This is a genomic window from Pseudomonas cuatrocienegasensis, assembly GCF_900110925.1.
GTDB lineage: Bacteria > Pseudomonadota > Gammaproteobacteria > Pseudomonadales > Pseudomonadaceae > Aquipseudomonas > Aquipseudomonas cuatrocienegasensis.
Genome location: NZ_FOFP01000002.1, coordinates 335,374 through 349,051 on the forward strand (window position 1 = coordinate 335,374; position 13,678 = coordinate 349,051).

Here is a 13,678-nt window from a genome sequence, read left to right on the forward strand (position 1 = left end):
CGGGGTGCGCCCTACCTTAATGGAGGGGCGCAGTCAGGTCGACACCCAAAGTGTCGAAGCTGTATCAGGCACGGTGCGTGCCCAAAATCAGCGGTAGTGCAGAAAGACGTTGTCTCGCCCGAACTGGTCACGCAAAGCTTGAATCAAGCTGTCAGCCGGGTCGATGCGCCACTGCTCGCCAAACTGCAACAACGCCTTGGCGTCGTCGCTACTGTAGTCCAAGGTAATCGGGCAGGCGCCCTTGTGCTTGCTGCAGACGTCAGCCAACCAGCGCAAGCGGTCGCCCTTGAGCGCGGCGTTGTTGATCTTCAGTCGCAGGCTGTCGGCCAGGCCAGTACGCGCTTCTTCCAGGCTCATGACCCGTTTGGCGCGCAGGCGCAGACCACCGGAGAAGTCATCGTTGCTGACCTCGCCTTCCACCACCACCAGGGCATCGCTCTGCAGCAACGCCTGGTTACTGGCGAACGCTTCGGCAAACAGTGATGCCTCGATGCGCCCCGAGCGGTCGTCGAGGGTGATGAAACCCATCTTGTCGCCCTTCTTGTTCTTCATCACCCGCAGGTTGACGATCAGACCGGCAATCGTCTGATCACCACGCGCCGGCTTGAGGTCAACGATACGCTGGCGGGCAAACCGGCGTACTTCGCTTTCATATTCGTCGATAGGGTGCCCGGTGAGGTACAGCCCCAGGGTGTCCTTCTCGCCCTTCAAGCGCTCTTTAAGCGACAGCTCGCGGGCACGACGGTGGTTGCCGTAGACGTCGGTGGTCTCGGCAAACACCCCGCCGAACAGGTCCATGTGGCCGCTGTCGTGGCTGCGCGCAGTCTGCTCGGCGGCCTGCACCGCTTCCTCCATGGCCGCCAGCAGCACCGCGCGGTTGTTGTCGATATTGGCCTTGTAGGCTTTGAGTTCTTCATGGAAGTACGGCCCAAGGCGGTCCAGGGCGCCGCTGCGAATCAAGGCTTCGAGGGTGCGCTTGTTGATGCGCTTGAGGTCGACCCGCGAGCAGAAGTCGAACAAGTCCTTGAACGGGCCGTCACGCCGCGATTCGACGATGGCCTCCACCGGCCCCTCGCCCACGCCCTTGATCGCGCCTAGGCCGTAGACGATCCAGCCTTCTTCGTTGACGGTGAACTTGAACTCCGAGGTATTCACATCCGGCGCGTCGATGCGCAGCTTCATGCTGCGGCATTCTTCGATCAGCGTGACCACCTTGTCGGTGTTGTGCATATCCGCCGAGAGCACCGCGGCCATAAACGGCGCCGAATGGTGCGCCTTGAGCCAGGCAGTCTGATACGACAGCAAGCCATAGGCTGCCGAGTGGGATTTGTTGAAACCGTAACCAGCGAACTTCTCTACCAGGTCGAAGATGTTACCCGCCAGGTTGGCGTCGATACCGTTGTTGGCACAACCTTCGATAAAGCCGCCGCGTTGCTTGGCCATCTCCTCGGGCTTTTTCTTGCCCATGGCGCGGCGCAGCATGTCCGCCCCACCCAGGGTGTAACCGGCCATCACCTGGGCGATCTGCATCACCTGTTCCTGGTACAGGATGATGCCGTAGGTGGGCTTGAGCACCGGCTCCAGGCCCGCGTACTGATAGTCCTGATGCGGGTAGGAAATCGGTTCACGACCGTGTTTACGGTTGATGAAGTCGTCCACCATGCCGGACTGCAACGGGCCCGGACGGAACAGCGCCACCAGAGCGATCATGTCTTCCAGACAGTCGGGTTTGAGCTTCTTGATCAGCTCCTTCATGCCGCGCGATTCAAGCTGGAACACTGCAGTGGTCTCGGCCTTCTGCAGCATGGCGAAGGTCGGCTTGTCGTCCAGCGGGATGAAGTCGATATTCAGGTCCGGCAGGCCCTGCTTGGCCTGCTCGCGGTTGATCGTCTCCATCGCCCATTTGATGATGGTCAGGGTGCGCAGACCGAGGAAGTCGAACTTGACCAGGCCGGCGGACTCTACGTCGTCCTTGTCGAACTGAGTCACCAGGCCGCCGCCCTCCTCGTCACAGGCAATCGGCGAGAAGTCGGTGAGCTTGGTCGGTGCGATAACCACACCACCGGCGTGTTTGCCGGTGCCGCGGCAGATGCCTTCGAGTTTGAGCGACATTTCCCAGATTTCCCGGGCGTCCTCGTCAACCTTGAGGAAGTCGCGCAGCGCCTCCTCCATCTCGTAGGCCTTCTCCAGGGTCATGCCGACCTCGAAGGGAATCATCTTCGACAGACGATCGGCCAGGCCGTAAGACTTGCCCTGGGCCCGCGCCACGTCGCGCACCACGGCCTTGGCCGCCATGGTGCCGAAGGTGATGATCTGGCTGACCGCATTGCGCCCGTATTTCTCGGCCACGTAGTCGATCACCCGGTCGCGGCCGTCCATGCAGAAGTCGACGTCGAAGTCGGGCATGGAGACCCGTTCCGGGTTGAGGAAACGTTCGAACAGCAGGTCATAAGCCAGGGGATCGAGGTCGGTGATCTTCTGCACATAGGCCACCAGCGAACCGGCACCTGACCCCCGGCCTGGGCCGACCGGCACGCCGTTGTTCTTGGCCCACTTGATGAAGTCCATCACGATCAGGAAGTAACCGGGGAAGCCCATCTGGATAATGATATCCAGCTCGAAATTCAGGCGATCGACGTACACCTGCTTCTTCGCGTCGTAATCGGGCGTGTCCTTGGGCAGCAGCACCGCCAGGCGCTCATCGAGCCCCTCGAAGGAAACCTGGCGGAAGTACTCGTCCATGGTCATGCCGGCCGGCACCGGGAAGTCGGGGAGGAAGTACTTGCCCAGCTGCACGTCGATATTGCAGCGCTTGGCGATCTCCAGGGTGTTTTCCAGGGCTTCCGGCAGGTCGCTGAACAGCTCGGCCATTTCTTCCGGGGTCTTCAGGTACTGCTGGTCGGAATAGGTGCGCGGCCGGCGCGGGTCATCCAGGCTGCGGCCTTCGCCGATGCATACGCGGGTCTCGTGGGCGGCGAAGTCTTCCTGCTTGAGAAAGCGCACATCGTTGGTCGCCACCAGGGGCGCGCCAACCCGGTCCGCCAGCTCCACCGCGAGGTGCAGGTGCTCTTCGTCGTTCACCCGGCTGGTGCGCTGCACCTCCAGGTAGAAGCGCTCAGGGAACACCGCCAGCCATTCGCGCAGCAGCGCCTCGGCCTCACCGCGGTCGCCGTTGAGCAGGGCATGACCGACCTCGCCCTCTTTGGCGCCGGACAGGGCGATCAAGCCCTCGGCGGCCTCCTTGACCCACTCGCGCTGGATGATCACCAGATCATTGCTCTGGCCGTCGGTCCAGCCGCGCGACACCAGTTCGGTGAGGTTGCGATAGCCCTTGGGGTTCATCGCCAGCAGGGTCATGCGGCTCAGCGCGCCATCTTCATCGGCGCTGGCCATCCAGATATCCGCCCCGCAGATCGGCTTGATGCCTGCGCCCATGGAGGCCTTGTAGAACTTCACCAGCGAGCACATGTTGCTCTGATCGGTGACGGCGACCGCCGGCATGCCCGCCCCTGCGACCGTCTTGACCAGGGGTTTGACCCGGACCAGGCCGTCGACCAGGGAGAATTCGGTGTGCAGACGCAGGTGGACAAATGAAGCGGTCATGGCAGTCCCATACAGACACGTAAAACAACAAGGCCCGGATTGTACCGGGCCTTGGATCAAACATCAGCCTGCACTGCAGGTGATCAGTCGCCCTTGCGGTGATCCCAGATGCCCGGCTCGATCATCGCCTGGATATCCGGGTGGGCGCTGGCATCGAAGGTCGGCACCTGGCCTGCTCGGCGCTGACGGTCGTAGTCCTGGCTCAGGCGGATCACCAAGCCAGAGAGCAGAAGAATAGCCACCAGGTTAGTGATCGCCATCAAGCCCATGGAGACATCCGCCAGGTTCCACACGAACGGCAGCGAGGCGAGCGCGCCGAACATCACCATGCCCAGTACCGCCAGACGGAACAGCAACAGGCCGCGGGCACCGTTGCGCTCGAGAAACACCAGGCAGTTTTCCGCGTAGAAGTAGTTGGCCACGATGGAGGTGAACGCGAAGAACAGGATGACCACCGCGAGGAAATACTTCGCCCAACTGCCCACCTCACTGGTCAGCGCCTGCTGTACGAGCATGATGCCCTCGGCATCGCCCGCCGGCACACCGGCCAGCAGAATGATCGCCGCCGATGCCGTGCAAATCAGCAGGGTGTCGATAAATACCCCGGCCATCTGCACGTACCCCTGAGACACCGGATGGGGTGGATAAGGCGTCGCGGAAGCGGCGGCATTGGGCGCTGAACCCATACCGGCCTCGTTGGAAAACAGTCCACGCTTGAAGCCATTGAGAATGGCCGCACCAATGCCCCCGGCGGCGGCCTCATGCAAACCGAAGGCACTCTTGACGATGAGCATCAGCACTTCAGGCACCTGCCCCAGGTTGCTCAGGATGATACCGAGCGCGACCAGCAGATAAGCGCCGGCCATAAAGGGCACGGCAATCTCGGAAAAGCGCGCAATAGAACGCAGGCCGCCGAAGATGATCAGCGCAGTGAGCAGCACCACAACCACGCCACTGAGCCAGTTCGGCAAACCGAAAGCGCCCTGCATCGCCCCACTGATGGTATTGGCCTGCACCGAATTGAAGACAAAACCAAAGGCGATGATCAGGAATATCGAAAACAGCACGCCCATCCAGCGTGCATTCAGGCCGCGCGCCATGTAGTACGCCGGGCCGCCACGGAACTGACCATTGCCATCACGCACCTTGAACAACTGGGCCAGGGTCGCTTCGACGAAGCCGGTTGCCATGCCGACCAGGGCAATCACCCACATCCAGAAAATCGCCCCTGGGCCGCCCAAAGTAATAGCCACCGCCACGCCGGCAATATTGCCCGTACCCACACGCGCAGCCAGCGATGTACAGAGCGCCTGAAACGATGAGATTCCCGCGTCATCGCTATTACGGCTGCCGCGCAGTACGGTGAATACATGGGTAAACCGGCGCACCTGGACAAACCCAAGGCGCACACTGAAATACACACCGCTGCCGACCAGCAACCAGATCAGCACCTTGCCCCAGATCAGGCCGTTGAGCAGATCGACGACCTGCGTGGCGATATCCTGCATATAGACTCCCCTGCCGCTTGTGACGGCGTAGTGGTCGGGCCCTGCAGAGAGCCCTGACAAAACGGCTGTGCATGCGGGTGGCACACCTGACCGTCATTAGAAAAAGCACGAACGGCACGGCCTGACCCGCGCGCGGGCCATCTGGGGTCAGCGTTAAGCCTCAGACCCCGAGCGGTGCGAGCTGTTCGAGCAGGTTGCGCACCGGCGCGAAGGAGCGCCGATGAATAGGGGTGGGGCCCAGACGACGCAGGGCCTCAAGGTGCACAGGGGTTGGGTAACCCTTGTGCTGGGCGAACCCGTAGCCCGGATATTGGGCATCGAGTTGCAGCATTTCACGGTCACGGCTGACCTTGGCCAGAATCGAGGCCGCAGCAATCGCCGGTACCTGGCTGTCGCCTTTGACCACTGCCGCACTGGGCACGGCCAGGTGCGGACAGCGGTTACCGTCGATCAGCGCCAGCCTGGGCGTAACGCTTAGCCCTTCGACGGCACGCTGCATAGCCAGCATGGTGGCGTGCAGGATATTCAGGCGGTCGATTTCCTCGACATCTGCCCTGGCAATACACCAGGCCAACGCCTTCTCGCGGATCTCATCGAACAACGCCTCACGGCGCGCTTCGCTGAGTTTTTTCGAGTCATTGAGCCCCAGGATCGGCCGCAGCGGGTCGAGGATCACCGCCGCGGTGACCACCGCCCCACACAAGGGCCCGCGGCCGACTTCGTCGACACCGGCGACCAGCTCCTGGACCAAGGTGAAATCAAGCCCCAGTTGCATGCCTGACTCCAATCAGCGTCAGCACCGCATCCGCGGCCTGGGCCGAGGCATCGCGGCGCAAGGCTCGGTGAATCACGTCGAAACCTTCGGTCTGGATCGCCCCATCGACCAGCAACGGCGCCACGGCATCGGCCAGGGCATCGGGCGTCGCCGCATCCTGAATCAACTCAGGCACCAGCAGACGCGCCGCCAACAGGTTAGGCAGCGATATATAAGGGCTTTTCACCAGACGCTTGAGGATGCGGTAGGTCAATGGCGCGACCTTGTAGGCCACCACCATCGGCCGCTTGTACAGCAGCGCTTCCAGGGTGGCGGTGCCGGAGGCGATCAGCACCGCATCACAGGCCGCCAGAGCCTTGTGGGACTGTCCATCGAGCAGGGTCAAGGGCAGATCGCGGCCAACCAGCAACTGCTCGATCTGCGCACGCCGCTGCGGGCTGGCGCAGGGCAGCACGAAGTGAATGCCCGGACGACGCGCCCGCAACCGCTCGGCGGCATCGAGAAACAACGTACCCAAACGCCCGACTTCGCCACCGCGGCTGCCAGGCATCAAGGCCAGCAAGGGCACACCCTGGGGCAGGCCTAACGCCTCGCGCGCCGCCGCCCGGTCCGCCTGCAGCTCGATGGTGTCGGCCAGCGGATGGCCGACAAAGCGCACCGGCACCTGATGCGCATCGTAGAACTGCGCTTCGAAGGGAAACAGGGTCAGCATCAGGTCGCAGGCGTCGCGAATTTTCAGGACACGCTTCTGCCGCCAGGCCCAGACCGAGGGGCTGACGTAATGCACGGTGCGAATGCCGGCGCGGCGCAGCTTCAATTCGAGGTCGAGATTGAAATCCGGCGCATCGATGCCGATGAACACATCCGGCTTGGCCTCGATCAGGCTACGCAACAGACGCTTGCGCCGGGCCAGCAGCTCGGGCAAACGGCCCAGCACTTCGACCAAGCCCATGACCGACAAGCGCTCCATGGGGAAATAAGAGGTCAGACCCTGGGCTTCCATCAGCGGACCACCGACACCGATAAACTCGACGTCGGGGTACTGCGCCTTGAGGGCCTGCATCAGGCCGGAGCCCAGAATATCGCCGGACGCTTCGCCAGCGACCAGCGCGACACGTATCACCTGAGCCATGCCTTAGCGGGTAATGCCGCGTTTGGAGGCCAGGATCGAGTCGCGAAAGACCGCTACTTCAGGGAACTGCTCGGATGGCTCGGCCAATTCGGTGAGCGCTTCCTCGATGGTCAGGCCCTGGCGGTAAACCGTCTTGTAGGCCCGACGCAGGGCCTGAATCGACTCGGCGCTGAAGCCGCGACGACGCAAACCTTCGAAGTTCATGCTGCGCGCTTCGGCCGGGTTGCCGGAGACGGTCACATAGGCGGGAACATCCTTGCCAATCGCAGTGCCCATGGCCGCAAAGGAATGGGCGCCGATATGGCAGAACTGGTGCACCAGCGTGTAGCCGGAGAGAATCGCCCAGTCGCCAATGTGCACATGCCCAGCGAGGGCGACGTTATTGACCAGAATGCAGTGGTTGCCCACCACACTGTCGTGACCGATATGGGCATAGGCCATGATCAGGTTATGGTCACCGACGGTCGTCTCGTCACGGTCCTGGATGGTGCCACGGTGCATGGTCACGCCTTCGCGGATGATGTTGTGGTCACCAATCACCAGGCGAGTCGGCTCGCCTTTGTACTTACGGTCCGGCGTGTCCTCGCCCAGCGAGGAAAACTGGTAGACACGGTTGTGCTTACCAATGCGCGTCGGCCCCTTGATGATGACATTGGGGCCCAGCACTGTACCCTCGCCAATTTCCACATCGGGCCCAATAATCGACCAGGGGCCGACGACGACGTCGTCAGCCAGCCTGGCGTTGGGATCGATGATGGCGCGAGGGTCAATCAAACTCATAGTTTGCGTTCCGCACAAATGATTTCAGCCGAACAGACTTCCTTGCCGTCTACGCTGGCTTTGCAAGCGAACTTCCAGATACTGCGCTTGCTGCTCAAGAACTGCGCTTCGAGGATCAACTGATCACCCGGCACGACCGGCTGACGGAAACGCAGCTTGTCGGAACCGACGAAGTAATACAACGTGCCGTCAGCAGGTTTGATATCCATCATCTTGAAACCAAGGATACCCGCCGCCTGGGCCATCGCCTCGATGATCAGCACGCCCGGCATGATCGGATGCTCGGGAAAGTGACCGTTGAAGAAGGGCTCGTTGACACTGACGTTCTTATAGGCACGAATCGACTTGCCTTCAAGGTCGAGCTCCGCGACCCGGTCCACCAACAGGAACGGATAACGGTGCGGCAAGTATTCGCGAATTTCGTTGATGTCCATCATGTGCAGAGAAAGCCCGTAATAAAAGGAAGAGAGACGGCGGTGCCGACTCAGGCATCAGATGAGGCGTTACCGCTCGAGGTCACGGCAGCGAGCTGTTTTTCCAGCTCGCGCAAGCGCCGCGCCATGTCGTCGAGCTGACGGATACGCGCCGCGCTCTTCTTCCATTCGCCAGCGGGCTGCATGGCCGTGCCGGACGAATAGGCGCCCGGCTCGGTAATGGAGCGTGTCACCATGGTCATACCGGTGACGAACACGTTGTCACACACCTCGATGTGCCCAACCATGCCCACGCCACCGGCGATCATGCAGTTGCGGCCAATCTTGGTGCTGCCGGAAATCCCGACGCAGCCCGCCATGGCCGTGTTGTCACCGATCTGCACGTTGTGCGCGATCATGATCTGGTTATCCAGCTTAACGCCGTTGCCGATCAGCGTATCGGCGAGGGCGCCGCGGTCGATGGTGGTATTCGCACCGATTTCCACATCGTCGCCAATTACCACACCACCAATCTGCGCGATCTTCTGCCAGACGCCCTTCTCGTTGGCGAAGCCAAAGCCCTCACCACCGATCACCGCACCCGACTGGATGACCACCCGTGCGCCGATGCGTACGTCGTGGTAAAGGGTAACGCGCGGTGCCAGCCAGCCACCTTCGCCGATCTGCGAACGCGCACCGACCACGCAATGCGCGCCCAGGGTCACCCCGGCACCGATACGAGCTGCAGACTCGATCACCACGAAGGGGCCGATAGACGCGCTGGGATCAACCTGCGCATCACTCGCCACCTGGGCAGTTGGGTGTACACCCACAACGCCATGCGGTTTGCGGTCGAACAGATGCGAAAGCTGCGCGTAGGCCAGGTAAGGGTTTTCCACGACCACCGCAGTGCCGTCATAGCCTTCGGCATCGGCTGCGGTCAGCAGCACGGCACCGGCACGGCAACTGGGGAGAAACTTGCGGTACTGCGGGTTGGCGAGAAACGTCAGCTGGCCGGGGCCGGCATCCTGCAAGGTCGCCAACCCATTGATCACCTGGCTGGCATCGCCACGCACAACAGCGTCCAGCTGCTCAGCCAGCCGGGCCAGTACAAACACCGGGCTCGTCATGATCAGCGCAGCTGATTCATGCGCTCGATAACCTGGCGGGTGATGTCGAACTGCGGTTTGACATCAACGACCGCACCGCGCTCGAACACCAGGTCGTAGTTGCCGGACTTGATCACTTCTTCCACAGCCTTGTCCAGGTTGGGCTTGAGCTTCTTGAGCATGTCACGGTCGGCAACGGCCTTGGCTTCGTTCAGTTCCTTGGACTGGAACTGGAAGTCACGGGCCTTCTGCTTGAATTCGAGTTCCAGACGCTCGCGCTCGGCGGTCTGCATCTTTTCGCCATCTTTGACGATGCGATCCTGAATGCGCTTGGCATCGCTTTCCAGGGTTTTCAGTTTGTTCAGTTGGGGGCCGAACTTCTTCTCGGCGTCAACCGCGTAGCGCTTGGCCGCGTCGGATTCGAGCAGGGCCATCTGGTAGTTCAGGACGGCGATTTTCATTTCCGCGAAGGCCGGGGTGGCCAGCAGCGCGGCACTTAACAAAACCAGTTGAGTCAACTTACGCACAATAAAACTCCTGCAAAACTGCGGTCGTGGGTCAGACGTCTTAGAACGTCTGGCCGAGGGAGAATTGGAACACCTGGGTATCGGCATCATCCGGTTTGACCACCGGCATGGCCAGGCTGAAGCTCAGCGGGCCCAGGGCGGTAATCCAGGTCAGGCCGACACCGACCGAGCTGGCCAGATTGCCGGCATCGATATCACAGCTGTCGCTCAAGCGTTTCTGGCTGGCCGAGCAGTTGGTATCGAAGACGTTACCCACATCCCAGAACAGAGCGGTACGCAGCGAGCGCTGATCCTTGACGAATGGCAGCGGGAACAGCATTTCGACGCCACCTTGCACCAGCACGTTACCACCGAAGGGCAATGGGTCTTGGTCAGGATCGCGACGAGTGCCAGGATTATTACCTGTACTTGGCGTACTGCGCGGCCCGAGGCTGCTGTCTTCGAAGCCACGCACGGAGTTGAAACCACCGGCATAGTAGTGCTCGTAGAACGGCAGCTCGGCGGTCGAGCCGTAAGCATCGCCATAGCCCAGCTGGGTATGGAAGCGCAGCGTGTAGTTGTCGGTCAGCGGCTGGAATACCTGGCCACGGTAGTCGAGCTTATAGAACGAAAGGTCGCTGCCCGGCACGGTCGTTTCCAAGACCAGGCTCTGGGAGTGGCCACGGTTCGGCATCACACCACGGTTCAGGGTCGATTCAGACCAGCCAACAGACGCCTTCAGGTTCAGGTAACTGTCGCCCTCCTGCTCGGTGAAGTCGAAGATCTCATCGACCGTGTACAGACCGGTGTTGATATCGTCTTGCTGGATGGTCAGGCCATAAGTGAGACGTGAGGTTTCACTGATCGGGTAGCCGATGCTTACGCCGGCGCCCAGGCTATCTACCGCGTAGCTCGACACATCGACATCCAGCTCGTCGTAGTCGGTGGTGCGGTAGAACGCGTTGTAACCCAGGCTCACGCCATCCGGCGTCCAGTAGGGGTCGACAAAGCCAAAGTTATAACGGCTCTGGTATTCGCTGCGGGTCAAACCCAGGCTGACTTTGTTACCCGAACCGAGGAAGTTGTTCTGAGTGATCGAACCACCCAGGATCAGACCGGCGTTCTGGGCGAAACCCACGCTCGCGGTGATCGAACCTGAGGCCTGCTCTTCGACGCTGTAGTTCACATCGATCTGATCATCTGTACCCGGTACCTGCGGGGTCTCGACGTTGACTTCCTTGAAGAAGCCCAGGCGCTCGAGACGCGTCTTGGACTGATCGATCAGGTAAGTCGAAGCCCAGCCGCCTTCCATCTGGCGCATTTCACGGCGCAGCACTTCGTCTTCGGACTTGGTGTTACCACGGAAGTTAATGCGGTTGACGTAAGCACGTTTGCCCGGATCAACCACGAAGGTGATGGACACGGTGTTGTCTTCGTCGTGGGCTTCCGGCACGCCGTTGACGTTAGCGAAGGTGTAGCCCTCGTTACCCAGGCGACGGGTAATCAGCTCACTGGTGGTGGTCATCACCTTGCGCGAGAACACCTGACCTTCCTGCACCAGCAGCAGCGCCTTGACTTCGTCTTCCGGCACCTTGAGGTCACCACTCAGACGTACATCACGCACGGTGTACTTCTCACCCTCGTCGACGTTGACGGTCACATAGACGTGCTTCTTGTCCGGGGTAATCGATACCTGGGTCGACGAGATATCCATGTTGATATAGCCGCGGTCCAGGTAGTAGGAACGCAGGCGCTCAAGGTCGCCGGAGAGTTTTTCGCGGGCGTACTTGTCATCGTTTTTGAAGAACGACAGCCAGTTGGTGGTCTTCAGCTCGAACAGGTCGATCAGGTCTTCATCGGGGAAGACACTGTTGCCCACCACGTTGATGTGCTGGATGGCCGCAACGCTGCCTTCGTTGATGTCGATCTTCAGCGCCACACGGTTACGCGGCTGCGGAATGACCTCGGCCTGAATCTCGGCCGAGTAGCGACCCTGGGCCACATACTGACGCTGCAGCTCGTTGCGCACGCCTTCGAGCGTCGCGCGCTGGAAAATCTCGCCTTCGGCCAGGCCGGACTGGTTCAAGCCTTTGAGCAGGTCTTCACTGCTGATGGCCTTGTTGCCTTCGATCTCGATGCTGGAGATCGACGGACGCTCGACCAGGGTGATGACCAGCACGTTGCCATCGCGACCGAGCTGGATATCCTGGAAGAAGCCGGTCTTGAACAGCTCGCGCGTCGCTTCGACCAGCGTACGGTCATCGGCCTGCTCGCCTACGTTGAGCGGCAGGGCGCCAAACACGCTACCAGCGGAAACCCGCTGCAAGCCGTTGACGCGGATATCGGAGATGGTGAAGGACTCAGCGTGAACTTCGGCGATCATCAATGCGGCAAGCACCGCAGGTAGCAGCAGACGTTTCATGAAGTCCTTTCTTATTCCAACTGACGATAAAAAATCTGCCGCCTGGAGCGACAGATTTGTAATTCAGTAGCGGTTACAAACGACCCAGATCGTTGACCAGAGCAAGCAACATCACCCCGATCACCAAACTGATGCCAATCTGCATCCCCCAACCTTGAACCCGTTCGGACAGCGGGCGACCACGCACCCACTCGACGAGGTAAAAAAGCAGATGCCCGCCGTCGAGTACCGGAATGGGCAAGAGATTGAGCACCCCCAGGCTTATGCTCAGGTAGGCGAGGAAGTTCAAGAAGTCCCCAAAACCCGACTCAGCCGAAGCGCCCGCCACTTTAGCAATGGTTATCGGCCCGCTCAAGTTTTTTACCGACAGCTCGCCGAAGAGCATTTTCTTTAACGAGTCGAGGGTCAGCAGGCTCATGGTCCAGGTGCGCGAGGCCCCTTCCACTACGGCTTCCAGCGGACCATAACTGATCTCGCGGAGCATCTCCGCTGGCCAGTCAACGCCGGCAACACCAGCGCCCAGGTAGCCACTACGCTGCTCACCCTCACCGCGCTCAGCCAGGCGCAGCGTCACTTCGCGCACCTGCCCTTGGCGCTCAACCTGCAGATTAACGCTCGCACCTGGCAATTCGCGTACACGATCGACCAATTGCTGCCACTCATCCATCGGCTGCCCATCAAGGCTCAACAGACGATCTCCGACCTGCAGCCCGGCTGCCTGGGCAGGGCCTTCTGGATCGAGCTCCGCCAATACCGGAGGCAGTGAGGGGCGCCACGGGCGGATACCCAGCGAGCCAATGGGGTCGGGTTCTTCGGCCCCTCTCAACCAACCATCGAGCACCACAGTGCGCGTGCTGACCTGGGTCGATCCCGGCTCCCGCACATCCACCGCCAGGTTGCCGGTTTCGCCCAGGCGTCGCACCAACTGCAGGTTGACCGCCGACCAGCCCGTGGTCGGCTCGCCATCAATGGCGACGATTTCGGCACCCACCTGCAGACCGGCCGCGGCCGCCAGGCTATCAGGGCTGACCGCACCTATGACTGGACGCACCTGCTGGCTGCCGAGCATGGCCACCATCCAGAAGAACACCAGCGCCAGAATGAAGTTGGCCAGCGGCCCCGCCGCGACAATGGCGATACGCTGATAGACGGTTTTACGATTGAACGCCTGCTCCAGCAGCGCCGGCTCGACCTCACCTTCACGCTCATCGAGCATTTTCACGTAACCGCCCAGGGGAATGGCCGCCACCACGAATTCCGTGCCCTGACGATCATGCCAGCGCAGCAGCGGCGTGCCGAAGCCGACGGAGAAGCGCAATACCTTGACGCCGCAACGGCGCGCCACCCAGAAGTGGCCAAATTCATGGAACGTCACCAGTACGCCCAGCGCCACCAGTGTTCCGAGGATCATGTACAACGCACTCATGCCA

At 61.1% G+C, this 13,678-nt stretch carries 10 protein-coding genes; all 10 read right to left on the minus strand.

The features are described 5' to 3' along the window. Window positions 1-87: 87 nt before the first annotated feature. Window positions 88-3,603, minus strand: coding sequence for a DNA polymerase III subunit alpha (gene dnaE / locus BMW49_RS04435; RefSeq protein WP_069516081.1), 3,516 nt, complete (start codon window positions 3,601-3,603; stop codon window positions 88-90). A gap of 83 nt (window positions 3,604-3,686) precedes the next feature. Beyond that, window positions 3,687-5,111, minus strand: coding sequence for an alanine/glycine:cation symporter family protein (locus BMW49_RS04440; protein ID WP_069516082.1), 1,425 nt, complete (start codon window positions 5,109-5,111; stop codon window positions 3,687-3,689). 160 nt (window positions 5,112-5,271) lie between these two features. Continuing rightward, window positions 5,272-5,886, minus strand: a complete 615-nt coding sequence (gene rnhB, locus BMW49_RS04445; protein ID WP_069516083.1) for a ribonuclease HII — start codon at window positions 5,884-5,886, stop codon at window positions 5,272-5,274. Further along, window positions 5,870-7,018, minus strand: coding sequence for a lipid-A-disaccharide synthase (lpxB, locus tag BMW49_RS04450; RefSeq protein WP_069516084.1), 1,149 nt, complete (start codon window positions 7,016-7,018; stop codon window positions 5,870-5,872). Before lpxB ends, rnhB begins: the two co-directional genes overlap by 17 nt. Before the next feature lie 3 nt (window positions 7,019-7,021). Further along, complete coding sequence (gene lpxA / locus BMW49_RS04455; protein WP_069516085.1) at window positions 7,022-7,798, minus strand: acyl-ACP--UDP-N-acetylglucosamine O-acyltransferase; 777 nt, start codon at window positions 7,796-7,798, stop codon at window positions 7,022-7,024. Then, a complete protein-coding gene (gene fabZ / locus BMW49_RS04460) occupies window positions 7,795-8,235 on the minus strand; it encodes a 3-hydroxyacyl-ACP dehydratase FabZ (RefSeq protein ID WP_069516086.1) in 441 nt (146 codons plus the stop codon). Before fabZ ends, lpxA begins: the two co-directional genes overlap by 4 nt. 47 nt (window positions 8,236-8,282) lie before the next feature. Continuing rightward, window positions 8,283-9,341 (minus strand): UDP-3-O-(3-hydroxymyristoyl)glucosamine N-acyltransferase, encoded by a 1,059-nt coding sequence (gene lpxD / locus BMW49_RS04465; RefSeq protein WP_083251642.1) that lies wholly within the window; start codon window positions 9,339-9,341, stop codon window positions 8,283-8,285. Between the two features lie 2 nt (window positions 9,342-9,343). After that, window positions 9,344-9,847 carry an OmpH/Skp family outer membrane protein gene (locus tag BMW49_RS04470; RefSeq protein ID WP_069516088.1) on the minus strand — a complete coding sequence of 168 codons (504 nt, stop codon included), beginning with the start codon at window positions 9,845-9,847 and terminating at the stop codon, window positions 9,344-9,346. A gap of 40 nt (window positions 9,848-9,887) precedes the next feature. Beyond that, window positions 9,888-12,248, minus strand: coding sequence for an outer membrane protein assembly factor BamA (gene bamA, locus BMW49_RS04475; protein WP_069516089.1), 2,361 nt, complete (start codon window positions 12,246-12,248; stop codon window positions 9,888-9,890). 73 nt (window positions 12,249-12,321) lie between these two features. Then, window positions 12,322-13,674 (minus strand): sigma E protease regulator RseP, encoded by a 1,353-nt coding sequence (rseP, locus tag BMW49_RS04480; RefSeq protein WP_069516090.1) that lies wholly within the window; start codon window positions 13,672-13,674, stop codon window positions 12,322-12,324. Between the last annotated feature and the right edge of the window lie 4 nt (window positions 13,675-13,678).

Coding starts and splice junctions, on each gene's coding strand:
- fabZ (WP_069516086.1), bottom strand. CDS start 8,235: ATGATGGACATCAACGAAATTCGCGAATACTTGCCGCACCGTTATCCG.
- lpxD (WP_083251642.1), bottom strand. CDS start 9,341: ATGACGAGCCCGGTGTTTGTACTGGCCCGGCTGGCTGAGCAGCTGGAC.
- lpxA (WP_069516085.1), bottom strand. CDS start 7,798: ATGAGTTTGATTGACCCTCGCGCCATCATCGATCCCAACGCCAGGCTG.
- lpxB (WP_069516084.1), bottom strand. CDS start 7,018: ATGGCTCAGGTGATACGTGTCGCGCTGGTCGCTGGCGAAGCGTCCGGC.
- rseP (WP_069516090.1), bottom strand. CDS start 13,674: ATGAGTGCGTTGTACATGATCCTCGGAACACTGGTGGCGCTGGGCGTA.
- bamA (WP_069516089.1), bottom strand. CDS start 12,248: ATGAAACGTCTGCTGCTACCTGCGGTGCTTGCCGCATTGATGATCGCC.
- BMW49_RS04440 (WP_069516082.1), bottom strand. CDS start 5,111: ATGCAGGATATCGCCACGCAGGTCGTCGATCTGCTCAACGGCCTGATC.
- dnaE (WP_069516081.1), bottom strand. CDS start 3,603: ATGACCGCTTCATTTGTCCACCTGCGTCTGCACACCGAATTCTCCCTG.
- rnhB (WP_069516083.1), bottom strand. CDS start 5,886: ATGCAACTGGGGCTTGATTTCACCTTGGTCCAGGAGCTGGTCGCCGGT.